This window comes from Nitratireductor aquimarinus (assembly GCF_017255295.1).
In the GTDB taxonomy this organism is placed as follows: domain Bacteria; phylum Pseudomonadota; class Alphaproteobacteria; order Rhizobiales; family Rhizobiaceae; genus Nitratireductor; species Nitratireductor aquimarinus.
This window is the reverse complement of sequence record NZ_JAFKDE010000002.1, coordinates 672,315-696,005: the sequence shown is the minus strand read 5'-3', so window position 1 is coordinate 696,005 and position 23,691 is coordinate 672,315. Positions and strand designations below refer to the sequence as shown.

21 protein-coding genes, 1 tRNA gene and 1 pseudogene are annotated in these 23,691 nt (G+C 62.6%); 17 read left to right on the top strand and 6 right to left on the bottom strand.

The annotated features are described in order from the left end of the window. Positions 1-147: 147 nt before the first annotated feature. A complete protein-coding gene (locus tag JYP46_RS03625; RefSeq protein WP_113154585.1) occupies positions 148-804 on the top strand; it encodes a haloacid dehalogenase type II in 657 nt (218 codons plus the stop codon). Positions 805-1,053: 249 nt separating this feature from the next. Beyond that, positions 1,054-1,800, top strand: a complete 747-nt coding sequence (locus JYP46_RS03620; RefSeq protein ID WP_206545897.1) for a L,D-transpeptidase — start codon at positions 1,054-1,056, stop codon at positions 1,798-1,800. 40 nt (positions 1,801-1,840) lie between these two features. Here JYP46_RS03620 and JYP46_RS03615 read toward each other — a convergent pair whose 3' ends face one another. Next, a complete protein-coding gene (locus JYP46_RS03615; RefSeq protein ID WP_206547287.1) occupies positions 1,841-3,412 on the bottom strand; it encodes a helicase HerA-like C-terminal domain-containing protein in 1,572 nt (523 codons plus the stop codon). A gap of 255 nt (positions 3,413-3,667) precedes the next feature. Here JYP46_RS03615 and JYP46_RS03610 point away from each other — a divergent pair, with 255 nt between their 5' ends. The 5 genes and pseudogenes from JYP46_RS03610 to JYP46_RS03590 all read left to right on the top strand — a co-directional run bounded on the left by JYP46_RS03610 (position 3,668) and on the right by JYP46_RS03590 (position 9,311). Further along, complete coding sequence (locus tag JYP46_RS03610) at positions 3,668-5,113, top strand: methylmalonyl-CoA mutase family protein (RefSeq protein WP_206545895.1); 1,446 nt, start codon at positions 3,668-3,670, stop codon at positions 5,111-5,113. Continuing rightward, positions 5,110-7,236 carry a methylmalonyl-CoA mutase gene (gene scpA, locus JYP46_RS03605; RefSeq protein WP_206547286.1) on the top strand — a complete coding sequence of 709 codons (2,127 nt, stop codon included), beginning with the start codon at positions 5,110-5,112 and terminating at the stop codon, positions 7,234-7,236. Before JYP46_RS03610 ends, scpA begins: the two co-directional genes overlap by 4 nt. A gap of 64 nt (positions 7,237-7,300) precedes the next feature. Beyond that, on the top strand, positions 7,301-7,531 hold the full coding sequence (locus JYP46_RS03600; protein ID WP_206547285.1) for an AbrB/MazE/SpoVT family DNA-binding domain-containing protein: 231 nt from the start codon (positions 7,301-7,303) through the stop codon (positions 7,529-7,531). After that, positions 7,528-7,888 (top strand): annotated as a pseudogene (locus JYP46_RS03595) (type II toxin-antitoxin system death-on-curing family toxin). The gene JYP46_RS03600 and the pseudogene JYP46_RS03595 overlap by 4 nt, the downstream one beginning before the upstream one ends. 55 nt (positions 7,889-7,943) lie before the next feature. Continuing rightward, positions 7,944-9,311, top strand: coding sequence for a TIGR03808 family TAT-translocated repetitive protein (locus JYP46_RS03590; protein ID WP_206547284.1), 1,368 nt, complete (start codon positions 7,944-7,946; stop codon positions 9,309-9,311). A gap of 56 nt (positions 9,312-9,367) precedes the next feature. On the opposite strand, the gene JYP46_RS03585 is transcribed toward JYP46_RS03590, so the two are convergent. Both JYP46_RS03585 and JYP46_RS03580 read right to left on the bottom strand, forming a co-directional pair. Then, positions 9,368-10,219, bottom strand: a complete 852-nt coding sequence (locus JYP46_RS03585; protein WP_113154578.1) for an AraC family transcriptional regulator — start codon at positions 10,217-10,219, stop codon at positions 9,368-9,370. A gap of 181 nt (positions 10,220-10,400) precedes the next feature. Beyond that, entirely contained in the window at positions 10,401-11,438 is a 1,038-nt protein-coding gene (locus tag JYP46_RS03580) for an asparaginase (protein WP_206547439.1), read from the bottom strand. A 62-nt stretch (positions 11,439-11,500) separates the two neighbouring features. Here JYP46_RS03580 and JYP46_RS03575 point away from each other — a divergent pair, with 62 nt between their 5' ends. Continuing rightward, entirely contained in the window at positions 11,501-12,280 is a 780-nt protein-coding gene (locus JYP46_RS03575; RefSeq protein ID WP_206547283.1) for a DUF3750 domain-containing protein, read from the top strand. On the opposite strand, the gene JYP46_RS03570 is transcribed toward JYP46_RS03575, so the two are convergent. Further along, positions 12,273-13,439: an acetyl-CoA acetyltransferase gene (locus tag JYP46_RS03570; protein WP_206547282.1), complete on the bottom strand. Its 1,167-nt coding sequence runs from the start codon at positions 13,437-13,439 to the stop codon at positions 12,273-12,275. The two genes, JYP46_RS03575 and JYP46_RS03570, sit on opposite strands and share 8 nt — an antisense overlap. 164 nt (positions 13,440-13,603) lie before the next feature. On the opposite strand from JYP46_RS03570, the gene betI reads away from it, so the two are divergent. From betI to JYP46_RS03545, 5 genes are all read left to right on the top strand, one after another. After that, positions 13,604-14,206, top strand: coding sequence for a transcriptional regulator BetI (gene betI, locus JYP46_RS03565; protein ID WP_206545888.1), 603 nt, complete (start codon positions 13,604-13,606; stop codon positions 14,204-14,206). Beyond that, positions 14,199-15,851, top strand: a complete 1,653-nt coding sequence (gene betA / locus JYP46_RS03560; RefSeq protein ID WP_206547281.1) for a choline dehydrogenase — start codon at positions 14,199-14,201, stop codon at positions 15,849-15,851. Before betI ends, betA begins: the two co-directional genes overlap by 8 nt. Before the next feature lie 114 nt (positions 15,852-15,965). Further along, positions 15,966-17,429, top strand: coding sequence for a betaine-aldehyde dehydrogenase (gene betB, locus JYP46_RS03555; protein ID WP_206547280.1), 1,464 nt, complete (start codon positions 15,966-15,968; stop codon positions 17,427-17,429). 58 nt (positions 17,430-17,487) lie between these two features. Continuing rightward, positions 17,488-17,564: transfer RNA gene (locus JYP46_RS03550), tRNA-Pro, on the top strand. Between the two features lie 359 nt (positions 17,565-17,923). Further along, the gene (locus tag JYP46_RS03545) at positions 17,924-18,133 is read left to right on the top strand and encodes a cold-shock protein (RefSeq protein ID WP_206545885.1); all 210 of its coding nucleotides are present in this window, start codon (positions 17,924-17,926) and stop codon (positions 18,131-18,133) included. A gap of 239 nt (positions 18,134-18,372) precedes the next feature. Here JYP46_RS03545 and JYP46_RS03540 read toward each other — a convergent pair whose 3' ends face one another. After that, positions 18,373-18,633, bottom strand: a complete 261-nt coding sequence (locus tag JYP46_RS03540; protein WP_206547279.1) for a hypothetical protein — start codon at positions 18,631-18,633, stop codon at positions 18,373-18,375. 241 nt (positions 18,634-18,874) lie between these two features. On the opposite strand from JYP46_RS03540, the gene JYP46_RS03535 reads away from it, so the two are divergent. Continuing rightward, a complete protein-coding gene (locus JYP46_RS03535; RefSeq protein ID WP_206547278.1) occupies positions 18,875-19,420 on the top strand; it encodes a putative pterin-binding protein in 546 nt (181 codons plus the stop codon). A 66-nt stretch (positions 19,421-19,486) separates the two neighbouring features. Here JYP46_RS03535 and JYP46_RS03530 read toward each other — a convergent pair whose 3' ends face one another. Further along, complete coding sequence (locus JYP46_RS03530; protein ID WP_206545881.1) at positions 19,487-20,245, bottom strand: GGDEF domain-containing protein; 759 nt, start codon at positions 20,243-20,245, stop codon at positions 19,487-19,489. 246 nt (positions 20,246-20,491) lie between these two features. On the opposite strand from JYP46_RS03530, the gene JYP46_RS03525 reads away from it, so the two are divergent. The 3 genes from JYP46_RS03525 to JYP46_RS03515 all read left to right on the top strand — a co-directional run bounded on the left by JYP46_RS03525 (position 20,492) and on the right by JYP46_RS03515 (position 23,688). Then, positions 20,492-21,580, top strand: a complete 1,089-nt coding sequence (locus tag JYP46_RS03525) for a GGDEF domain-containing protein (RefSeq protein WP_113154568.1) — start codon at positions 20,492-20,494, stop codon at positions 21,578-21,580. 334 nt (positions 21,581-21,914) lie between these two features. Beyond that, entirely contained in the window at positions 21,915-22,799 is an 885-nt protein-coding gene (locus JYP46_RS03520; RefSeq protein WP_206547277.1) for an endonuclease III domain-containing protein, read from the top strand. A 19-nt stretch (positions 22,800-22,818) separates the two neighbouring features. Beyond that, complete coding sequence (locus JYP46_RS03515) at positions 22,819-23,688, top strand: ImuA family protein (RefSeq protein WP_222473850.1); 870 nt, start codon at positions 22,819-22,821, stop codon at positions 23,686-23,688. The last annotated feature ends 3 nt before the right edge of the window (positions 23,689-23,691 follow it).

Below are 23,691 nucleotides of genomic sequence, written 5' to 3'. Positions count from 1 at the left end.
AAATTCTTAAATTCTCGGTGCCAATTATGGAAATGACTTTGTCCGGTCCCGTCAATCGCCGCCATGCGCCTTTCGATGAGGCCAGACCACGCTTCTTGACCGTCTCCAGCCCGTGCGGTCAAGTACGCAGTGCGTAAAGGAGTAATGATGCGCCACGCGGCCTATGTGTTCGATGCCTATGGCACCCTGTTCGACGTGCATGCGGCGGTGCGTCGCCATGCCGGCGAAATCGGGCCGGAAGGACAGCGTTTTTCGGAACTGTGGCGCGCCAAGCAGCTCGAATATTCCTGGGTCTTCACCCTGATGGGCGAATACACCGACTTCTGGACCATGACGGAGCGGGCGCTCGATTTCGCCTTCGCAAGAATTCCCTCGGTTGATCGCCGCCTGCGGCAGGATCTGCTCGACGCCTACTGGCAGCTCGACTGTTATGAAGAAGTTCCCGCGGTACTCAAAGCGCTGAAGGCCGGCGGCGCGCGGCTGGCGGTCCTGTCCAACGGGTCGCCCGCAATGCTGGAATCGGCAATCCGCTCCTCCGCCCTCGACACGGTTCTGGATGAGGTTTTCTCGGTGGAAACGGTCCGCCGCTTCAAGACCGATCAGAGCGTCTATGAAATGGTCACCAATGCCTGGCGCATCTATCCGCAGAACGTGTCGTTCCAGTCATCGAATCGCTGGGACGTTGCGGGCGCGCAGCATTTCGGATTCCGCACGGTCTGGCTCAACCGAACGGACCAGCCGGACGAATATGAAGAGTTTCCGCCTGACCTGATTCTACCGTCCCTCGACGGATTACTGACGTAACTTAAGAAGATTCCGCACATTCCGGGCGCGTGCTATGATGCATCTATAACACACTCGACCAGGAACTGCGCCGAATGCGTGATTTTTCACCTTCAAGTCAAAGTTACTCGGTCTATCAAGCATGTTCCGATAACTTCTCTCACCCTAGGGCGGGAACAAGGGATTTAAATCCCGCATGTGATCCGGAGGGCCGGCATTCAGGCTTTCGGGGTCATCAGTCCTGACGAAACGCGAGTACACGAAAGAACCATGTCCAATTCCCCCACTGCCGTACGATCACTCACCCGGCGTCGTTTTCTGTCCCTGAGCGCAATTGGCGCCGCATCGGTCGGCCTGTCCGCCTGCGTCAGCGACCAGAGCGAAAAGCCCGCGATTGTCTCGCGTCCCGCGCCCAAGCCCGGCCCCGTCCAGTACAATTCCATGTACTCGGCCGTCGTTGATGCCGGCTACGACATTCCCGCTGTTCCGATCGAGAAGATCAACCCGCGCTACTACCGTCAGGAAGTTGCCGATCCGACCGGCGAGCGTCCCGGCACCATCGTCGTCGACACCGCCAACCACTTCCTCTACCTCGTGCTCGAGAATGGCCGCGCCCTGCGCTATGGCGTCGGCCTTGGCCGCGCCGGTTTCGAGTGGGCCGGTCGCGCCGAGATCAAATACAAGCAGCAGTGGCCCCGCTGGTTCCCGCCGGCAGAGATGATCGACCGTCGCCCGGAGCTCGAAAAATATCGTTCCGAGTACGACAAGGCCAACGACAAGTGGGTCGGCGGCATGCAGCCCGGCGTTTCCAACCCGCTCGGCGCCCGCGCGCTCTACATCTTCGAAGATGGCAAGGACACGCTCTACCGCGTTCACGGTTCGCCTGAGTGGTGGACCATCGGCAAGTCGGTTTCCTCGGGCTGCGTGCGCATGCTCAACCAGGACGTGATCGACCTTTACACGCGCGTTCCAGATGGTGCGCCGATCCTCGTCACCTCGGGCCTGCGCACCGTTTGACGCGATGGTCCCGTCAGGACTTGAATGAGAAAGGGGCGCTCTAGCGCCCCTTTTTTAAACTCCCGAGAATGCCCCGCACCAGCGCCCTTCCAAGCGAGGTGCCGACGGAGCGGACCACCGATTTGATGGCGGCTTCCGTGACCGACTGCCGGTTGGACGTGCGCCGGCGCGGCGTGGTCGTCGTCTTGCGCCGCGTCGTGGTGGTGGTTTTCGCGCCATCGCCGAAATCGGGCAGCGACCAGCGCGTGCGCCCTTCCCCGTCACCGGCCTCTTCGGCCTCCTGCGCGCTTGCCTCGGCCTTCGCCTTCTCTTCGGCTTTCTTTTGCAGCATCTCGAAGGCGGATTCGCGGTCGATGCTCTCGTCGTACTGACCGAACACCGGGCTCGCCTTCATAAGCTTGTCGCGTTCTGCATCCGTGATCGGCCCGAGCCGCGATGCCGGCGGGCGGATCAGCGTCCGCTGCACGATGGAGGGAACGCCCTTGGATTCCAGCGTCGAAACCAGCGCCTCACCGACGCCAAGCTGCGTGATCGCTTCGAAACAGTCGAATTCGGGATTGGGCCGAAACGTGTCAGCCGCCGTCTTCACGGCCTTCTGCTCGCGTGGCGTATAGGCGCGCAGGGCGTGCTGCACGCGGTTGCCGAGCTGGCTCAGAACCGTCTCGGGAACATCGAGCGGGTTCTGCGTGACAAAATAGACGCCAACACCCTTGGAGCGGATCAGCCGCACCACCTGCTCGACACGCTCGACCAGAACCTTCGGCGCGTCATCGAACAGGAGATGCGCTTCATCGAAGAAGAAGACGAGGCGCGGCCGGTCCGGGTCCCCCACTTCCGGCAGTTCCTCGAACAGTTCCGAAAGCAGCCAGAGCAGGAAGGTCGCGTAAAGACGCGGGTTCATCATCAGCTTGTCGGCGGCCAGCACGTTGATCGCGCCGCGGCCGTCGCGCGTGGTGCGCATGATGTCGCCGATCTCGAGCGCCGGTTCGCCGAAGAAGTAGTTCGCCCCCTGCTGCTCCAGCACCAGAAGCGTGCGCTGGATCGCGCCGACAGACTGCTTCGACACATTGCCGTAGCGTGTGCCGATCTCGTCGGCGCGGTCCGCCACATGCACCAGAAGCGCCTGCAGGTCCTTCATGTCGAGCAGCAGCAGCCCTTCCTCATCGGCAATGCGGAAGGCAATGTTCAAAACACCTTCCTGCGCGTCCGAGAGGTTCATCAGCCGCGACAGAAGAAGCGGCCCCATCTCCGAGATGGTGGTGCGGATCGGGTGGCCCTTCTTGCCGAAGAGATCCCAGAAAATGACCGGGAATTCCTGAAACTCATACGGGTCGAGCTTGATCGCGTCGGCGCGTTTGGTGAGGAAGCCCTTCTCCTCGCCCATCATGGCAATGCCGGAAAGGTCGCCCTTCACATCCGCGCAGAACACGGGCACGCCCGCATTCGAAAACCCTTCAGCGAGGATCTGCAGCGTCACCGTCTTGCCGGTGCCGGTTGCGCCGGTGACGAGCCCGTGCCTGTTGGCGTATTTCAGCAGAAGACGCTCGGCCTGCTGGTAGCTGTCGTCCGGATGCCGACTGGCCCCCAGAAAAATCGTGTCGTCTGCCGTCATGAAATAGCCTCGCTCGATCAACCCGTTGCTGCGCAATGTTCTCCGGTATAGTCAGCCCCGCAGAAACACTCAACGGCGTTGTGCACGCGCGCTGAAAGCGAGGCTTTCATGCAACGCTCGGGGCTATTTGGCCTATTGTGCATTGCGGCGTGATCTGTGGCGTCCTAAACTCCGGGCTCAGTAAAGGGTGGTTGCCTTGGGCTGGAAACGCGCAAAGCGGCGGATCCGGCCTCGGCCATCGGCGAATCGGGAGGCATGATGGATCGCGCGATCCTAAAAAAAGTGAAGTTCCCCCAGATCGATCAGGAGCGCTGGCGCGACCTGGTGGTCGAATCCCTGAAGGGGGAAGCAGGTCCGGAAGCTCTCTCCTGGCAGACGGATGACAATATCTCCATGCGCGCACTTTACGAGCGCATGCAGGACGCCAAGCCTCTGGCGCGCGGCCGTGGAAAATCCGGCTGGGCGCATGTTCAGCGCATGGACGACCCGGATCCCGTGCGCGCCAATCTTCAGGCGAAGGAAGACATCGCACAGGGTGCAACCGGCCTCGCGCTTGTCTTTGCAGGCGCTCCCAATGCATTCGGCTTCGGCATGCCCGCAACGCCCGAGGCGGTTGCGAAGGCGCTCGACGGCATCGACCTGCAGGGCATGCATCTGCGCATGGACGCCAATCCGAGCAGCCGCGCCATTGTCGACTGGCTGACCCAGCTTTTCACCGAGCGCCGCATCAACCCGGCCGCCATGACGCTTTCCTTCGGCATTTCTCCGGCGGCCACCTTTGCCGGCACCGGCAAGCTGCGCATGTCCATCGAGGCGCTTGAAGCCTCCATGCCGCAGTCCTTTGCGGGCTTCTTCGCGATGGATCTGCCCGGCATCCTGCTCGAGGGCGATGGCCGCGTGTTCCACAATGCCGGCGCTTCCGAGGCGCAGGAGCTTGGCATCATGCTTGCCTCCGCAGTCTCGCATCTGCGCATGTTCGAGCAGGCCCGCCAGCCGCTTGTCTATGCCGCGCCGCATATCGGCTTCTCGCTCTGCGTCGATCAGGATCAGTTCCTGTCGATTGCCAAGATCAGGGCCCTGCGCCGCCTGTGGGCGCGTGTTCAGGAGACCTGCTCCATCGAGCCGTCTCTTGCGACGATCCACGCAGAGACCTCCTATCGGATGATGACGGCGAAGGACCCGGAGACGAACACGCTGCGCACCACGATCGCCGCCTTTGCGGCGGCTGTTGGCGGCGCGGACACGCTGTCCGTCCTGCCACACACCATAGTCCACGGTCTTCCCGATCCCGATGCGCGGCGGCTTGCCCGCAACACGCAGCTCATTCTCTCCGGCGAAAGCCATCTGGATCTGATCATCGACCCGGCGGCCGGTGCCGGCGGCATGGAAACGCTCACCGCCGCGCTCTGCGAAAAGGCGTGGGACGAGTTCCGCCGCATCGAGAGCGAGGGCGGCGTGCTGCGCAGCCTGATGAACGGACACATTCAGGAGCGCGTGCTCGACATGCGCGAGCGCCGCGAGCAGCGCATCAATGACGGCAAGAAGGCCATTGTCGGCACCACCATCTATCCGGCTGCCGAAGAGCGCCCGGTCAAGACGCTCAAGGCGGTTTCGCCCGACATCTCCGGCGAAGTGGCCGCCGTGCGTTGCCAGCCGCTGCTTGCCCAGCGTCTCGACGAGACTGGAGGAGGCATCGCATGATCCCGGACTTCGCCAGCATCGACTGGTCGGTCCCTCATTCATCGCCTCTCCCAGCCCAGACTCCACCGGCAGAAACGCCGGAAGGCATCGCCATCAAGTCTTCCTATTCGGAGGATGACTTAAGGGGTCTGCGCTTTCTCGACACCTATCCGGGCGCCGCGCCCTTCATTCGCGGCCCCTACCCCACCATGTATACCCGCCGGCCCTGGACCATTCGCCAGTATGCCGGTTTCTCGACGGCTGAAGAATCCAACGCCTTCTACCGGCGCAATCTCGCCGCCGGCCAGAAAGGCCTGTCGGTCGCCTTCGACCTCGCCACCCATCGCGGCTATGACAGCGACCACCCCCGTGTTGCGGGCGATGTGGGCATGGCCGGTGTGGCGATCGATTCCATTCTCGACATGCGCCAGCTCTTCGACGGCATTCCGCTCGACAAAATGAGCGTGTCCATGACCATGAACGGCGCGGTTCTGCCGATCATGGCGCTCTACATCGTCGCGGCAGAGGAACAGGGCGTCGCCCACAGGGACCTTTCGGGCACCATTCAGAATGACATTCTGAAGGAGTTCATGGTCCGCAACACCTATATCTACCCGCCCAAGCCCTCAATGCGGGTGATCTCCGACATCTTCGCCTACACGGCGGAGCACATGCCCAAATTCAACTCCATCTCGATCTCCGGCTATCACATGCAGGAGGCCGGCGCGTCCGCCGATCTGGAGCTGGCCTACACCATCGCCGACGGCATCGAATATGCCCGCGCCGGCATCGCCGCCGGGCTCGACATCGACCGTTTCGCGCCCCGCCTGTCCTTCTTCTGGGCCATCGGCATGAACTTCTTCATGGAAGTGGCCAAGATGCGCGCCGCGCGTCTTCTCTGGGCCACGCTCCTGAAAGAGAATTTCGCGCCGAAGAGCGAGCGCTCGCTGTCGCTGCGCACCCATTGCCAGACATCCGGCTGGTCGCTCACCGCGCAGGATCCCTACAACAATATCGTGCGCACCATGGTCGAGGCCATGGCCGCCACCCAGGGCCACACCCAGTCTCTGCACACCAACGCCTTTGACGAGGCGCTGGCCCTGCCGACCGACCATTCCGCCCGCATCGCCCGCAACACGCAGCTTGTGCTGCAGCTTGAATCCGGCACCACGCGCATGATCGACCCATGGGGCGGCTCCCATTTCGTCGAGCGCCTCACACACGATCTCGCCAACCGCGCCCTCAAACACATCGAAGAGGTGGAAAGCCTCGGCGGCATGGCTGCGGCCATCGAGAAGGGTGTGCCGAAGATGCGCATCGAGGAAGCGGCCGCCCGCACCCAGGCGCGGATCGATTCCGGCGAACAGCTCGTCGTCGGCGTCAACAATTACCAGCCCGAACGCGACACCGAGGTGGACGTGCTCAAGGTGGACAACGCCGAAGTACGCGCCCGCCAGCTCGCCAAGCTGCAGCAGCTCAAGGGCACCCGCGACGTGGCCGAGACCGAGAGCGCCCTTGCCGCCCTCACCCGCGCTGCCGGGGGAGACGGAAACCTTCTCGAATTTGCCGTCCGCGCCGCCCGCGCCAAGGCAACGGTGGGCGAGATTTCTTCGGCACTCGAAAAGGTCTTTGGCCGCCATGTGGCCGAGATCCGCACCATTTCCGGCGTCTACCGCAAGGAGGTGGGCGACCTCCCCTCCGTCGAACGCGCGCACCAGAAGGTGGAGAAATTCCGCAAGAAGACCGGAGCCGCCCCCCGCATCCTGATCGCCAAGATCGGGCAGGACGGGCATGACCGCGGTCAGAAGGTCATCGCCACCGCCTTCGGCGATCTGGGGTTCGACGTCACCGTCGGCGCCATGTTCCAGACGCCCGAAGAAGTGGCCGAGCTCGCCATCGCCAATGATGTGCAGATCGTCGGCGCATCGTCGCTCGCCGCCGGTCACCTCACCCTCATCCCCGAGCTCAGGGCAGCCCTGGAAAAGCGCGGCCATGGCGACATTCTTCTGGTTGCCGGCGGTGTCATTCCCCCAGATGATTTTGCGGCCGTGCATGAAGCCGGCGCTGCGGAAATCTTCCCACCCGGCACGGTCATCCCGGAAGCCGCCGAGCGCCTGCTCGACCGGCTTCTGAAATCAGGCTGATCGCCCATTCTTGAAATGGCCGCCCTCTGCTATACCCTGAGTTGCAACATGCAGAGCCGGAGCCATGAATGTGACCATTCGCAAGATCGGAAATTCGGAAGGGGTCATCCTTCCAAAGGAAGTGCTTGAGCGGGACAATTTGCGCGCCGGTGACACGCTTAACCTTCTCGAGGACGGAACGGAGCTGCGCCTTCGCCCCCCGGCAGAGGATCCGGAAGAGTTCGAGCGGAAGATGAAGATCGCGCGTGAGCGTATGAAGAAATACGAAACGGCCTACCGTGTTCTGGCCAGGTGACCGAGTTTCATTCACGCGTATTCATAGAAGCGCTGCATCTTGAGCAGTTGCGTCTTCATGGCGGCGCACTGGAATCTGCGCTTCATCGCCCTCTGCAGAAAGAGGCCCATGAAGAGCCCGACTTGTGCGCGCTCGCAGCTGCCTATCTTTTTGGCATTGTAAAGCCCCCCCTTTGTCGACGGAAACAAGCGTACCGGCCTCGCCGCAGCCGACCTCTTTTTGTACTTCAATGGACTGAGCATGGAAGCGGAACAGCACGACGTTATTCAACTCGTTCTTATGATCGCCGCCAGCGAGATCGATGAAGCAGGCGCTGCGGCATTCTTCCGCGACCACACGGTCCCTCTCGAAACCTGAACCTCACGGCACGAAACCTGCATTCAAAATCGGGCCAGTCCGGAGTTGTGCCAAAATGAACCGCCGCAGATTTTTGAAAGCCAGCGCAGGGTTTGCCGTTCTCGGCCTTTCCATGCCGCATCTTGCCTTTGCCGACGCCGCGCTCGGGCGCATGGCGGCTGGTGCTGCCAGTGCGCGGGATTTCGGCATCGATCCGAACAGCGCCACAGATCAGACTTCGGCCCTCACCGCCCTGCTTGAACGCGCCAGCGCGGAATCCATACCGGTCTTTCTCCCGCCCGGCCGCTATCGCCTGTCGGGCCTGCCGCTTCCCCGTCAGATCCGCCTCATCGGTGTTCCCGGCGCAACGCGCCTCGTGCAGGAACGCGCCGGCGCATTTCTCACGGCGCGCGACAGTGAACACCTTTCCCTGTCGGGCCTTGCGCTCGATGGCGTGTACATGCCGCTTTCCGGCGATGCGCGCGCGCTTCTCGACATTGACGGTGCAGAACACCTCGCCATTGAGCAATGCGCCTTTCGGGCCAGCAGCGGCAGTGGCCTCGCCCTTCGCCGCGCACGCGGGCGGATCCGCGACAGCGAGATCGCGGACGCCTCCGACTACGCCCTTTACGCGCTGGATTCGGATGGGCTCTACATCAGCGCCAACACCATTGCCGATTGCGGCAATGGCGGCATTCTCGTCCATCGCAGCAGCCCCGGCGCGGATGGCAGCCGCATTGCGGGAAACCGCATCACCCGCATCCGCGCAGACAGGGGCGGCACCGGCCAGTATGGCAATGGGGTCAACGCCTATCGCGCCGACAATCTGCGCGTATCGGACAATGAAATTTCCGACTGCGCCTTCTCGGCCATACGCGGCAACAGCGCCGGCAACCTCCAGATTTCCGGCAACACCTGCCTGCGCTCCGGCGAGACGGCGCTCTATGCCGAGTTCGCCTTTCAGGGCGCGGTCATCACCGGAAATCTGGTGGATGGCGCGGCCCACGGCATTTCCATGGCAAATTTCGACAAGGGCGGCCGCCTCTGCGCCTGCACGGGCAACATCGTCCGCAACCTCTCCGCAAACGGCCCCTACCCCTCGCCCATGGCCGGTTTCGGCATCGGCATCAATGTCGAGGCCGACAGCGCGGTCACCGGCAATGTCATCGAGAACGCGCCGCTTGCCGGCATTCGCATGGGCTGGGGGCCCTTCCTGCGCAACATCACCGCTTCGGGCAACGTCATCCGCAAGGCAAAAACCGGCATCATTGTCTCCGTGGTCGAAGGCACGGGCGCAGCAGTCATTTCCGGTAATGTCTTTGAAGACACGCCGGATGGCGCGGTCGTCGGCCACCGCTGGGCCGACGCCGTCACCGGCGACCTGCTGCGCGCCGGCAGCAAGGACATTCCGCACCTGACAGTCGCAGACAATCGCGCAGGCTAAACTGAAAGACCTGCCCTTTCTGTCGAACGATGCTCAGCAGGTGTGCGGCTTCGGCTTCACTGCGCCGCCTTGAGAGGCAGGTAAATATCCGTGCGGAGTTCGCTTTGCGGCACCTCGCGCGGATCGTTCAGATAGGCCTCGAAGATGGGAGCATCCTCCGGCTCATAGCCGGATGCAGGCAGCCACACGCCCAGAAACCAGCGATAGGCCCCGCGCATGTCGGCATAAGGGCCCGTATAGCTCAGTTTCGCATATGCCCCACCGCGCAGCACCGTCTCCACGAGAGGCGCATCGATTGCGAAGGACTCTGCCACCGGCAGACAGGCGCGCGAGCGCAATTCGGTCTCGGGGCCGATATCCGGATCGTCGAAGAACACGCCGATCATGGCCGGCTCGGCCGGGATCGCGTCGCGGGCGGCAAGCGTGGTGAAGAGCCGTCCCATGGCGTGATCGATTTCCATATAGGAGCCGGTGTGATCGATCCCTGCGCAACGACGTTCCGGCACACGCTCCACCACCACCGGAAAAGCGCGCGCCGCACCTGCGGCATTCGCGGCCCTGAATGCTGCATGCGATCCCTTTTCGCGATAGGCTGCGGGGCTCATGCCGAAAGCGCTCTTGAACGCCCGGCCGAACGTGTCTGGCGAACCATAACCGGCACGAGCGCCGATGGCGTCGATGTCCAGTTCTGAATTGGCCAGCCGGTCGGCGGCGCGCTGGAGCCTCAACCGGCGGATCGTCGCGACAATGGTTTCGCCGCGCATGGCCGAGTAGATGCGGCTCCAGTGATAGGGCGAGAGGCAGGCAACTTCCGCCAGACGATCAAAGGAGAGATCCTCCTCAAGGTTGGCATAGACGTGATCGAGCACCCGGTTGAGGCGGTCATTGTAGTTTTCCAGGCAGGTCATGAATGTCCTCTGTCATGCTTGAAATCACGGAACTTCTCGCACGATGTGGACAGGCAAATCCTGCGCACTTGAAGCATGGACGTCAGCCTTGTCGCTTGAGAGGCCATGCCATCATGCCGTTGCACCATCAATGGTTTGGAACGTCCCCTGCGTCCCCAGAGGGGCGCACGGCAATCTAGGGTCAGGACCCATTAATATGGCCGCAATGGTCGGCCTGAACATCCAGAACGTCTGAAGGCCGCAGCCCGCCGACCTCGAAACCGCGCCGGTTGGTCAGAACGGGCCGCGCCATCTCATGCAGCGTCCCGGCAAGCGCATCCCCCTTCAGAAGCTGCGCCAGAACCTCGGCCACCATCACCTCGGCAGCCCGCGTGGCTCCGTCATCGCATTTGAGCGCAATGCCGAGGCCCTTCTCGGGGATCGCCGCACAGAATACGCCTTCCGCCCCCGTCTTGGTGAAGATGCGGCCCTGTCCGGCCTCCATCATGCGTGTGTCGGACCGTCCGCTGCCCGCCACATAGAACGGCTCGGCCATGCAGGCCGCAAAAATCCGTCGGGCGGCTTTCGCCCTTTCCGGCGCAAACCCCGAGCCCGTCGCCATGCGCGCAAAACCCAGCGCCAGCGCCCGAAGCGGCACCGCATAGGTGGGGATGGAGCAGCCATCCGTGCCGCACAGATCGCTCTTGTGCGCAGCGCCCGTCACATCTTCCATCGCTGCCTTCACCGCATCCTGAAGCGGGTGACCCAGCGCCACATAGCCCTGCGGATCATGTCCCAGATGGGCGCAGGTGCATAAGAAACCCGCATGCTTGCCGGAACAGTTGTTGTGCGCCGCCGTCGGCTCCGAAAGAGTGCGCGCCTGCTCGATCAGCACATCTTCCTGAGAAGACCAGTGCGCCCCGCACTCGAAAGCGTCCGCGCCGAGCCCCGCCCGCTCGAGCATGGCGATAGCCAGCGCCGCATGTTCCGGCTCGCCCGAATGCGACGAACAGGCGAGCGCGATCTCGCGATTGCCGAAGCCATAGGCATCCGCCGCCCCGCTTTCCACAAAGGGCAGCGCCTGAATGGACTTCACGGCTGAACGCGGGAAAACCGGTCGGTCGATATCGCCCAGGCTCATCACCGCGCCGCCATCCGCATCAAACACGGCGATGGCGCCCCGGTGCCTGCTCTCGACAACGTTACCGCGCAACACCTCGACCAGAACCGGATTGCCCATGTTTTCACCGTAATTTGCGGGATTCATTTTCATCATCTTCCGGCGACAATAGACTGGCCCCCATGCGTTTTTTCAAGCGAACTTTGCTCTTTCTCCTCGTCGTCTTCGTTTTGCCGGCCTCAGCTTCACTGGCCTGGTGGGCGGTGCAGGAACGGCCTGGCTCCTGGCGCAGCGCCGACTGGTCGGCGAGTGGCGTGCTGCCCGCTCCCGCAGACGATCCGCAGGCCGCAGTCTACGTGATGGCTGCACGCACCGGCGGCATGAAGGGCGCGCTCTCCGTTCACAGCTGGCTTGTGCTCAAACGTGCGAACGCCTCCGGCTATGACCGTTACGACAAGGTTGGCTGGGGCAGCCCGGTGCGCCGAAACGCCTACCCGGCGGACGGGCGCTGGTATTCCAACACGCCTTATGTGGTGACCGCCATCAAGGGGGAAGAGGCCGAACGCCTTATCCCTCAGGTGGAAGCGGCCATCACCAGCTATCCGTTTTCGCAGCGCGGCGATTACGGACTGTGGCCCGGCCCCAATTCCAATTCCTTCACCGCGCATGTGCTGCGCACGGTGCCCGACCTCGACATCGCCCTGCCGCCCACCGCCGTCGGCCGTGATTATCGCCCCGGCCTCTTCGCCTTCGATCACGCGCCCGACTGGAGCGATGTCCATGTGTCCTTTGGCGGCCTGGCAGGGTTTGCCGCCGGCCTGCGCTCAGGCTTCGAGCTTCAGTTTCTGGGACTGGTCGCCGGCCTCGACATACGCAACCCGGCACTGAAAGTGCCGGGCTTCGGACGCGTCGAACTGTGGCCGTCGGCAACGGCAGGCGAGAAGGCCGCGCCTTCTACTTGATCCGTTCGAGGATCGACACATAGTTGGCGACTGCCGCGCCACCCATGTTGAAGATGCCACCCAGCGTCGCGCCGGGGATCTGGATGCCGCCGGCCTCGCCGGTCAGCTGCATCGCCGTCAGCGCGTACATGGAAACGCCGGTCGCGCCGATCGGGTGGCCCTTGGCCTTCAGGCCGCCCGACGGGTTCACCGGCAGACGCCCGTTCTTCTGTGTCTGACCTTCGAGCGCGATCCTGCCGCCCTCGCCGCGCTTCGCCAGTCCCATGGCCTCATATTCGATCAGCTCGGCAATGGTGAAACAGTCATGCGTCTCCACGAAGGAGAGATCGTCCAGCGTCACGCTGGCGCTCTTCAGCGCCTGCTTCCACGCCGCCTCACAGCCCTCGAACTGCAGGATGTCGCGCTTCGACATGGGCAGGAAGTCCTGCACATGCTCATTGGCGCGCAGCGCCACCGCGCGGCGCATCGAAAGCGCCGTCTGCGTGTCCGCCAGAATGACAGCCGCCGCCCCGTCGGAAACCAGCGAGCAATCGGTGCGCTTCAACGGGCCGGCAACATAGGGGTTGCGCTCACTCTCCTGACGGCAGAACTCAAAACCCAGATCCTTGCGCATCTGCGCGTAAGGATTGTCGACGCCGTTCTTGTGGTTCTTTGCCGCCAGCGCCGCCAGCGCATCCGTCTGGTCGCCATATTTCTGGAAATAAGCATCCGCGATCTTGCCGAAAACGCCGGCAAAGCCACCCGGTATCTCGCCATCTTCCGGCAGATAGGATGCTTTCAGCAGGTTTTCCGCAATCTGCGGTCCCGGCGTTTTGGTCATCTGCTCCGCGCCCACCACCAGCACGATGCGCGCCGCACGCGCCTCAATGGCACGCGCGCCCTGCCGCACGGCGGCGGAACCGGTCGCGCAGGCGTTTTCCACCCGCGTCGCCGGCTTGAAGCGCAGCCGGTCATCGGCCTGCAGCACGAGGCTTGCGGTAAAATCCTGCGGCGAGAAACCCGCGTTGAAATGGCCGAGCACGATCTCGTCCACATCCTCCGGCCCGATGCCCGCATGGTCCAGCGCCTCACGCGCCACCTGCACGATCAGCCCTTCCAGCGTGTCGTCTGTCAGCTTGCCGAATTTGGAGTGGGCCCAGCCCACGATGCATGCGGTCATCTCGTCTCTCCCGGACCGCCAGCCACAGGCCGGCGCGTTGATGAACTGTCTCACAAAATCATAAATCCGGCGCGAAGACCGTTCAAGCCTGAACTATTTAAACACCCGGCCCGAGCCTCCGATTTTTTCTTGATTGACTCATCAATCAATAATAAACGAGAGCCATGCCCAAGATCGGAATGGAACCCATCCGCCGCCGCGCGCTCATTGATGCGGCCATCAGCGCCATTGGCGAGCGCGGCGCGCTGAACGTCACCATGTCGGACATTGCCGGTCGCGCCGGCGTGTCGACCGCGCTGGCGCATCACTATTTCGGCGGCAAGGACGACCTCCTTTTCGCCACGATGCGCCACATCCTCACCCAGCTCGGCAATGAGATCCGCCCGGCCATCGCTCCGCTTTCCGGGCCGGAACGGGTGCGCGCGATCATCGCGGTCAACCTCTCGCCGGAGCAGTTCCGCCCCGAGATCATCGCCGCCTGGCTCGCCTTTTATGTGGAGGCGCGGCGCGATGCAGCGCTTGGCCGCCTCTTCCGCATCTACGTGCATCGCCTTCACAGCGACCTTCTGAGCGGCCTCGCCGGTCTTCCCCGCCCTGCCGCCATACGCACCGCGCGCGGCATCGCCGCCCTTATCGACGGTCTTTATCTGCGCCGCGCGCTCGGCGAAGGCGTCGAGGATTCCCGGACCGCCATCTTCCTCGTCGAAGACTATCTCGACATGGCGCTTGCCCGTCACACGCCTCACGGGGGCCCGTTCCATGGCTGAAGCCGATTTCGTCATCATTGGGTCCGGCTCCGCCGGCGCCGCGCTTGCCTACCGCCTGTCGGAAGACGGCAGGCATTCGGTCATCGTCATCGAATATGGCGGCAGCGATATCGGCCCCTTCATCCAGATGCCCGCCGCCCTCTCCTTTCCCATGAACATGGCGCGCTATGACTGGGGCTTTCAGAGCGAGCCGGAGCCTCATCTGGGCGGACGCGTTCTTGCCACACCGCGTGGCAAGGTGATCGGCGGCTCCTCCTCCATCAACGGCATGGTCTATGTCCGCGGCCACGCCCGCGACTTCGACCACTGGGCCGAACAGGGCGCGGCCGGCTGGGCCTATGCGGATGTGCTGCCCTACTTCAAGCGCATGGAGACGATGGAGGATGGCGAAGCCGGCTGGCGCGGAACCGACGGCCCGCTTCATGTACGCAAGGGCCCGCGCGACAATCCGCTCTTTTCCGCCTTCGTTGAAGCGGGCCGACAGGCCGGCTTCGAGACCACGCCGGACTATAACGGCTCCAAACAGGAAGGCTTCGGCGCACTCCAGCAGACGATCCACAGGGGCCGGCGCTGGTCCACGGCCAACGCTTACCTCCGGCCCGCGCTGAAGAGAAAGAACGTGAGTCTCGTCAATGGCTTCGCGCGCCGCGTTGTCATGGAGAATCAACGCGCCACCGGCGTCGAGATCGAAGCTCACGGAAAGATTCAGGTCGTTAAAGCAAGACGTGAAGTCATTATCGCAGCATCAGCGATCAATTCACCAAAGCTGCTGATGCTTTCGGGCATCGGCCCCGCCGCACATCTGCAGGAGCGCGGCATTGATGTCGTAGCCGACCGGCCCGGCGTTGGCGGCAATCTGCAGGACCATCTGGAACTCTACATTCAGCAGGAATCACTTCAGCCGATCACGCTCTATTCAAAGCTCAATCTCCTTTCCAAAGGGTTGATCGGCGCTGAATGGCTGTTCTTTAAATCGGGTCTGGGCACATCGAATCATTTCGAGGCTGGCGCATTCGTCCGCTCCGCAGCCGGCGTCGAGTATCCGGATATCCAGTATCACTTCCTGCCCGTCGCCATCCGCTATGATGGCAAGGCGGCGGCGAAGGGACACGGCTTTCAGGCGCATGTCGGCCCGATGCGCTCCAGATCGCGCGGCGCGATCCACCTCAGATCGGGCGACGCCTGGGACAAGCCGGAGATCCGCTTCAACTACATGTCGCACCCGCAGGACTGGAGCGACTTCCGCCACTGCATCCGCCTCACCCGCGAGATCTTCTCGCAGGACGCCTTCACCCCCTATCGCGGACGCGAGATCGCGCCGGGCGACAGCATCCAGTCCGACGATGAACTCGACGCCTTCATCCGCGATCATGCCGAAAGCGCCTATCATCCCTGCGGCACCTGCCGTATGGGTGCGGCAAGCGACGCGATGAGCGTTGTCGACGGGGAATGCCGCGTGATCGGGGTCGAAGGTCTGCGGGTCGCAGATTCGTCGATATTCCCCCGTATCACCAACGGCAATCTCAACGGGCCATCGATCATGGTGGGCGAGAAAGCCGCCGATCATATTCTTGGCCGGACACCGCTCAGCCCGTCCAATCAGGAACCCTGGATCAACCCGCGCTGGCGGGAGACCGACCGATAGGGCAATTTCAGGAAAGGCGGAAACCGGTTTTCCGCCCGGAATTGGGCAAAACAAAAAGTTTCAGCGCTTTCGCAACTCAACGAAAAGCGAAGGCGCTCCAAAGCTGGAGACATTATGCGCGCGCAGCCAAAAGCATCGCACTACATCAACGGCCACTATGTGGAAGATGAACAGGGCGCCGTCATCGATGTCGTTTATCCGGCAACGGGCGAGACCATCGCACGCGTTCATTCCGCGACCCCGAACATCGTCGAGCTTGCCGTCGAGGCCGCACGCGCGGCCCAGCCGGCCTGGGCGAAGCTGAAACCCGTTGAGCGCGGACGCATTCTGCGCCGCGCAGCCGACCTTCTTCTTAAGCACAATGAAGAACTGGCCGCGCTGGAAACCCTGAACACCGGCAAGGCGCTTCAGGAAACGCTGGTCGCCGACGCCCCTTCCGCCGCCGAGGCTCTGGAGTTTCTGGGCGGCGCGGTTGCCGCCTTCAACGGCGAACAGGTCGAGCTTGGCGGCGCGTTCGGCTACACGCGACATGAACCGCTCGGCGTATGCGTCGGCATTGGCGCGTGGAACTATCCGATCCAGATCGCCGGCTGGAAATCCGCCCCCGCACTCGCCATGGGCAACGCCATGGTGTTCAAACCCTCCGAGGTGACCCCGCTTTCCGCGCTGAAGCTCGCCGAGATTTACACCGAGGCGGGGCTTCCGGACGGTCTCTTCAACGTGGTGCAGGGACTGGGCGATGTCGGCGCTGCTCTTGTCGCCCATCCCGGGGTCGCCAAGGTGTCGCTCACCGGCTCGGTGGAGACCGGCAAGAAGGTGCAGTCCCTCGCCGGCAGCCACATGAAGCCCGCCACGATGGAGCTCGGCGGCAAGTCGCCGCTGATCGTGTTCGATGACGCCGATCTGGAAAACGCCATTGGCGGCGCCATGCTCGGCAATTTTTATTCGACTGGCCAGATCTGCTCCAACGGCACCCGCGTTTTTGTGCAGAAGGGCATTTACGAGCGCTTCCTGTCACGCCTGACGGAGCGCACCAGTGCGATTCGCCTGGGCGACCCGCTCGACCCCGAAACCCATCTCGGGCCGCTCATCAGCAGGGCGCAGCATGACAAGGTGCTGCGCTATATCGAGATCGGCCGCGAGGACGGCGCAACTCTGCATCATGGCGGCAGCGCACCCGGACTGCAGGGGCTGGAAGACGGTTACTATGTGGAGCCCACGATCTTCACCGATGTGACCGACGGAATGCGAATCGCGCGTGAGGAAATCTTCGGGCCGGTGATGAGCATTCTCACCTTCGAGGACGAAGACGAGGTGATCGAGCGCGCCAATGACACGCCATTCGGCCTTGCAGCCGGCGTCTTCACGCAGAACCTCGCCCGCGCCCATCGCGTCATCAACGCGTTGAAAGCCGGCACCTGCTGGATCAACACCTACAATCTGACACCCGTGGAACTGCCCTTTGGCGGTGTGAAGCAGTCCGGCTTCGGCCGGGAGAACGCCATGGCCGCGCTCGCCGCCTATTCACAGGCCAAATCGGTCTATGTGGAGACCGGCGATGTAGAAAGTCCGTATTGAATGTCGGTTTGATCTTGCGCAGTTCAAATCCGGCGGCTATAAGCCCGCCGTCTGGTCACGGAGTGTAGCGCAGCCTGGTAGCGCACCTCGTTCGGGACGAGGGGGTCGCAGGTTCGAATCCTGCCACTCCGACCAGTTTTCAAAAATCGACATTTTGCCCAAGGGTTGAGCCAGTCCTCCCCTTCAAGCTGTGTCGGCTCCCCCTCTCTGCCACCCGTTCTCACGCAGATTGCTCTCGCACTTCCAGCGCGTCGGCAGGGATTTTGAGCATTCCCGAAAGTCGGAAATGCGCATGTGTGATCAGGGGGTGAACTATCTTTCAATCAGACCTTGTTTCAAACACAATCCACATCCATATGTGGAGCATCGAACTTGCTGTTGAACTTTGTTCCGCGCTGCAAAGCGCCCCTACGATCTTCCCTCAAATTCGAACTACCCGGTGCTTGGCAATCGTCAGGCATCGATTCCCTATGACGATTTGAAAGGAAAATCGCATGATTACTGGAACCGTAAAATTCTTCGACACCACCCGCGGCTTTGGCTTCATCGCACCCGATGACGGCGCGAACGACGTGTTCGTTCACATCTCTGCCGTCGAGCGCGCCGGTATGCAGTCCATCGTTGAAGGTCAGAAGCTCAGCTTCGAGATCGTTCAGGACCGCCGGTCGGGCAAAAGCGCTGCGGACAACCTGCAGGCTGCATAAGCTTCGTCTCCGCCACGTGACCACGGATGTACTGGCACGGGGCGTTGAGATGATCGAGAAGGTCGGGCTAGCGCCCGGCCTTTTTTTGTTTTCTGACAGAGATCATGCGCGATAGCGCGCCGCGCCAGCCTCACCCATTGCTTCTGTATCAATCGGCATTAAAGCTGAAACAGAAGCGCCTCGCCTGAAACACGGGCAGGCCGACCATGACGGAAAAGCGATCTTCGAGGGAAAATCGCCTACTCGGCCTTTTGCCATATGGGCATGCCGAGAGCGATTGCCGTGCAGGCATAGCCGATATGGGCCGGCGCGCCTTCGCGCCGATAGCGCGCGATCGTCGCCCTGCCCACCTGCAGCACCCTTGCTGCATGCCGTTCGCTGAAACCGAGATGCTTCAGCCAGGCATCGAAATCCGTTGCGCCCATCGCGGCAGGCCGCGCACCCCGTCCACGCGCGGGGTGCTCGTCTTCTTTATCCGCCCTGAATGCGACGACGTTCACCCCGTCCCTCCGTCTGAATGACAAATGCCGCACCACTTCCCCTGATGTGCGACGGCTAGCAATACACAATGCCTGGTTGAATTATGCAACCTGTAAATTCCAATCAATTGGGGAAACCTCGCACAGCCGCTTCACCACAATCGGCTGAGGGCCGCTACGTCGGGTGAATTTCTTAACACCGCGTTAAGAGCACGCGCCTAGGGTCTGCGCCATCATCAAACGAAACCACCCGGAGACGGCAATGCGCGGATTACTGATTTCGGCTTCCATCGCCACGTCCCTCTTGTTTGCAACGGTTTCCCCCGGCCAGGCCGAGGGTACGCTGCTGACGGTCAGCGGCGAGATCGACAACACCAATCGTGAGGCGTTTGACCCGTTCTTTGACGGGTTTCTGAAGTTCCACGACAAGACGTTCGACAAGGCGCACAGCTTCGACTGGGAGACGCTTGCCGCCCTTCCGCAGAAGACGATCAAGGTGAATGCCGACACGGAAGACTGGCCGCGCCCGCTCACCATGGAAGGCCCGCTTCTGAAAGACGTTCTTGCCACGGCCGGTGCGACAGGCGACAGCGCGACACTCTATGCGCTCGATGGCTTCGGCTTCGAAATGGATGCTGACAAGATGGCCGCCCATGAATGGATCCTCGCCATGAAGGTCGACGGAAAGCCACTCGGCATAGGCGGGCTTGGGCCGCTGTGGCTGGTCTACGACACCGGTGGCGCCAAGGCGCCGGAAGAAGAAGAACGCGGCTGGGTCTGGTCGGTTTTCCACATCGAAGTCGAATAGACGATACGCAAACGGCGCCCTTCGGCGCCGTTTTTCATTCCAAGAACCGCGTGCCCGGCGCCACCCTCAGGCGACGACCTCATGCGGCGCGCGATACATCACCTGATCGCGCCCGCCCCGCTTGGCCCTGTACAGAAGGAAATCGGCCTCGCGGACAACTTCATCCAGCGATTGCTCCGGGCGATGCATGGCGACGCCGATGCTCACCGTGGTGGAAAGCTCTTCGGGGTGCGCCGCGCACCCCACGAGACGGCAGCTCAGGGCGATGCGCTCCGAAACCGTACGCGCAAGCGGCAGGTCCGCGCCCGGCATGAACACGGCGAACTCCTCGCCGCCAATGCGCGCGCAGATATCATCCACGCGCACGCTCTGGCGAATTGCCTCCGCCACCAGCACAAGCACCCGGTCCCCCTCGGCATGGCCAAACCGGTCGTTGATCAGCTTGAAGTGATCCACATCGATGAAGAGAACGACACCTGCCGAGGCGTCGGCTTCTCCGATAAACGCGCCCGCCTGCTGCATGAAATTGCGTCGATTGCACAGCTCGGTCAGGTAATCAGTCGTTGCAGCCTTATCCAGTTCCGTTGCCAGTTTCGCGACCGTCGCCGTCTTGCTCAGAAAAACATAGGAGATCGGGTAGGCCACAAGAACGGTGATGACGGCCGTGAGAATCAGGTCGAGCATCAGCCGGTCGGAAAAGAATATGGAGTAAAGAATGAGCGTCAGCGCGTCAGCACCCACGGCAGCGCCCAGAGTGACGATGCATGCCTGTTGCCAGATGCGCAACGCGTAAAACCGCTCGAACACCGCCTGCAAACGTCCCATCCCCTCGCCCTTTTGCCGGCATATAATATTTCAGCGGTGTAAACATGCCGTTACCCTGCGGCAACCGGACGGACAAACCTCCACGGAAATACGCGAACAAGTTGAAGAACCGGGCTTTGCACTGGAACTTCTTGTGTTTACGCTGCCTTGTCATACATACTGAGTATCAGGCGAAGTAATGGCGGGCTGCATTTTCGCACGCAAATCGTTGTTTCTTTTGGTGAGGCGTCTGCGGAGATTGACCTGATGGACATGGCTGCCCTGGCATCCGAGTTCCTGCAAGGCTTGGGAATTGCGGTCATCGCCGCGCTTCTTTACGAGCGCGCGGCCCGGCTTGCGCTGACATCCTTACAGCGCAGCCTTCTCGTCTCCGCGCTTTTCTCCGTGGGCTCCATCGGGCCTGCCCTCTTCACCGCACACGCCTCCTCCGGCCTGTCTTTCGACATCGGCAATGTGTTTGTCGTTCTCGCCATGACCTATGGCGGCTGGATTACGCTTGCCATCACCTCGGCTGTCGCGATCCTCGGTCGCATCTGGCTTGGCGGCGCAGGCGTGGCGAGCGGCATTGTCGCCGTCCTGATCTGCAGCCTGGTGAGCCTGGCTTTCGCGCAGATGGTGAAAGGCCGGCGCGTTTCCATGGTCGCGCTCGCCGGCGTCGGCCTTCTGACATCGGTCTCCCTGATTTCGGTTTTCCTCATGCCGTGGGAAACCGCCATGCGCACCTTGGGCGAAGTCGCACCGGTTGCTATTGTGGCCAATGTGATTGCCGCCATCGTGATCGGCCGCATTCTTGAATTGCAGCGCTCGCATTTCGGACCACGACGCTTGAAGGAGGCACCGATGGGCACCACGGATACGGCAACCGGGCTTTTGAACCGGCGTGTCTTCGACAAGCTGGGACCGGAACTCGCCGCCGCCATGAACTGGGCCGGGCAACCCTACTCCATGGCGCTCATCGACATCGACGAATTCGATCAGGTGCTTGAGGAACACGGCCACGCGGCCGGTGAGCAGGCTCTGCGCCACGTCGCGTCCGTCGTCCAGTCAGCCGTTCGCCAGACGGACATGGTCGCCAGCTTCGGCGGGCAGGCCATTGCGCTTGTGCTGCCGGCCTATGACGCCGAACGCGCCTTCGGCCTTGCCGAACGCATCCAGACCGCCGTTTCCGATACGCCCTTCAATCTCGACGGGATCGAGATCCCGCTTACCGTGAGCGTCGGCCTGCACACGCCGCTGCCGCGCAAGGAGAGCTTCTGGATCGCGCTCGGTCAGGCCGACACTGCCCTCAACCGCGCAAAATCCACAGGCCGCAACCGTCTGGAAGTCGCTATTTGATGAAGGCCCTGCCCGTTTCGTGGGCAGCCTGCTCTGATGCGCATCATGGCCGGTGCGAGAACGAAACGCGCCCACTTGGACAGATAACGGCAACACACTGAAAAATCAGAATAAAGCCCAGGCGAACTGCGACTGGCACGCTTGATGCTTTCAGTATGGCAGGGTCCAGAGGGGACACTGCTGAAAGCGTCGTCAGAACGCTGGAGCGGGCCGTCAGACAGCGCGCGTCTGCCGTGGGACCAGCTGTCTGGCGGCCTTTCGTTTTCCTCAGCTGTTCTCAGCCCGATGGTAGAGAACGATTGATTTGTTCCCTATTTGTTCTTATCATGCGGGGATGCAATACACCCTGCCCCTTGCACCTTTCGACCGGATTGCAAGCCTCCATCAGCGCTTGCTGGCTGTCTTCGGACCGCCCACGGATTTCGTGCGTCTCGACCCGATAAGCCAGATGATTCTGGCGATGCTCAGCGGCAGAACGCACAATGAAACGGCGCTCGGGGTTTTCGCCGCTCTGGTCGAGCATTTCGAAGTGGCGCGGCACAGAGGCTCCTGGCAGCGTCTGGCCGAAGCATCCTCCCACGAACTCGACCCGCTTCTTGAAGGCGTCACCCACCCCGAGCGCAAGGCCGAAGCCCTGCCCCGCGTCCTGCAGGAAATCGCCAGCCTGCGCGGCGCGCTCGATCTCGGCTTCCTGCATGGCTGGCCGGTGGAGAACGCCCTTGCCTGGCTGGAACGGCTTTACGGCGTCGGCCCCAAGACCAGCGCTGCCACCCTCAACATGAGCACCCTGCGCAGGCGCGTTCTTGTCGTCGACACGGCGCACTGGCGCGCAGCGCGCTGCCTCGGCCTCGTGCCCGAGCAGACGTCGCCCGAGCGTTCGGTCCGCCTTCTCAACCGCCAGCTCCCCAATGGCTGGGAGGCTTCCGACACTGAAGAACACCACCTCCTCATGCAGGATCTCGGGCGGACGTTTTGCGCCCGCAGCAGCAAAGCTTCCTGCCCTTTCACAAATGTCTGCGCCGGCAGTGCCACGCCTCAGCGCACACGCCTTCTGGAAGAATGGCTGCGCGATGCGCCGCCCGCGCACGCCCTGCCGGGCGCAGGCGTGAAGACGAGTCAAATCAGTCCCTTGAAGGAAGATGCTGCGAATTTGAATCAGGGCGCTTCCGGCGCGCCGCCACCGGTGCAGACCGTGTCGGCATCCGCCGCGTCCTGTTAGTGCGTTCCGGAGTTGCGTCATGAAACACAGGTTCGAGATAGAGGCCTTACGCCGCCGCATCGCCCCTCAGGAAAGGCTGACGCCCAACGCCCGCCCCGCGCTTGGGCTGGGCGCAGAGGCACTTGACGCCGCCCTTCCCGCCCACGGTCTCAAGACTGGCGCGCTGCATGAAATCCTCCCGGCCACCCATGGCGATTTCGCCGCCGGCGCGGGCTTCGGCATCTGTTTTCTGGCGCGTCTTCTCCGCCAGCGCCCCGGCCCCATTCTCTGGGCTGTGCCCGCGCATCTGGCAAACGGCGAAGGCGCGCTCTACCCGCCCGGTCTGGCAGCCCTCGGGCTTGACCCGAACCGGCTGATCAGGATCGAGGTGCGCAAGCCCATCGACATTCTGTGGGCGCTGGAGGAAGGGCTTTCCCATGCGCCGCTCGCCGCCGTCGCCGGCATCCTGCCCGACAGCGCCCGCGCCTATGATTTCGCCGCCAGCCGCCGCCTTGCCCTGCGCGCCGCGCGCCACGGCGTCACCGCCCTCATCCTGCGCGGGCGACAGGCTTCAGCGGAGGGCACGGCGGCCGAGACCCGCTGGTCCGTCGCATCGCTTCCCGCAGCGCCCGCCTCGCCCAGCCAATCCTCAGGCCAATCATCGGGCCAATCCTCATATTCGGGTGCGCCGCGCTGGCGGCTTGCGCTTCTCAAATCAAGGCAAGGGATGTCCCGCCGTTTCTCAAGCGGCTGGGATGTCGAGTGGGATCATGACACGCTTTCTTTCCGTCTTCCTGCCCCGCTGGCCGATAGAACGCCGGCAGGAGCGACCACAGGGGCAACACCATGGCCACATGAGGCCGGGCGCGCCAGCTCCAGATTGCCCCCCGAATGGGCAGAAGCCTCATGAGGA

Coding starts and splice junctions, on each gene's coding strand:
- JYP46_RS03625 (WP_113154585.1), top strand. CDS start 148: ATGCGCCACGCGGCCTATGTGTTCGATGCCTATGGCACCCTGTTCGAC.
- JYP46_RS03620 (WP_206545897.1), top strand. CDS start 1,054: ATGTCCAATTCCCCCACTGCCGTACGATCACTCACCCGGCGTCGTTTT.
- JYP46_RS03615 (WP_206547287.1), bottom strand. CDS start 3,412: ATGACGGCAGACGACACGATTTTTCTGGGGGCCAGTCGGCATCCGGAC.
- JYP46_RS03610 (WP_206545895.1), top strand. CDS start 3,668: ATGATGGATCGCGCGATCCTAAAAAAAGTGAAGTTCCCCCAGATCGAT.
- scpA (WP_206547286.1), top strand. CDS start 5,110: ATGATCCCGGACTTCGCCAGCATCGACTGGTCGGTCCCTCATTCATCG.
- JYP46_RS03600 (WP_206547285.1), top strand. CDS start 7,301: ATGAATGTGACCATTCGCAAGATCGGAAATTCGGAAGGGGTCATCCTT.
- JYP46_RS03590 (WP_206547284.1), top strand. CDS start 7,944: ATGAACCGCCGCAGATTTTTGAAAGCCAGCGCAGGGTTTGCCGTTCTC.
- JYP46_RS03585 (WP_113154578.1), bottom strand. CDS start 10,219: ATGACCTGCCTGGAAAACTACAATGACCGCCTCAACCGGGTGCTCGAT.
- JYP46_RS03580 (WP_206547439.1), bottom strand. CDS start 11,438: ATGGGCAATCCGGTTCTGGTCGAGGTGTTGCGCGGTAACGTTGTCGAG.
- JYP46_RS03575 (WP_206547283.1), top strand. CDS start 11,501: ATGCGTTTTTTCAAGCGAACTTTGCTCTTTCTCCTCGTCGTCTTCGTT.
- JYP46_RS03570 (WP_206547282.1), bottom strand. CDS start 13,439: ATGACCGCATGCATCGTGGGCTGGGCCCACTCCAAATTCGGCAAGCTG.
- betI (WP_206545888.1), top strand. CDS start 13,604: ATGCCCAAGATCGGAATGGAACCCATCCGCCGCCGCGCGCTCATTGAT.
- betA (WP_206547281.1), top strand. CDS start 14,199: ATGGCTGAAGCCGATTTCGTCATCATTGGGTCCGGCTCCGCCGGCGCC.
- betB (WP_206547280.1), top strand. CDS start 15,966: ATGCGCGCGCAGCCAAAAGCATCGCACTACATCAACGGCCACTATGTG.
- JYP46_RS03545 (WP_206545885.1), top strand. CDS start 17,924: ATGATTACTGGAACCGTAAAATTCTTCGACACCACCCGCGGCTTTGGC.
- JYP46_RS03535 (WP_206547278.1), top strand. CDS start 18,875: ATGCGCGGATTACTGATTTCGGCTTCCATCGCCACGTCCCTCTTGTTT.
- JYP46_RS03530 (WP_206545881.1), bottom strand. CDS start 20,245: ATGGGACGTTTGCAGGCGGTGTTCGAGCGGTTTTACGCGTTGCGCATC.
- JYP46_RS03525 (WP_113154568.1), top strand. CDS start 20,492: ATGGACATGGCTGCCCTGGCATCCGAGTTCCTGCAAGGCTTGGGAATT.
- JYP46_RS03520 (WP_206547277.1), top strand. CDS start 21,915: ATGCAATACACCCTGCCCCTTGCACCTTTCGACCGGATTGCAAGCCTC.
- JYP46_RS03515 (WP_222473850.1), top strand. CDS start 22,819: ATGAAACACAGGTTCGAGATAGAGGCCTTACGCCGCCGCATCGCCCCT.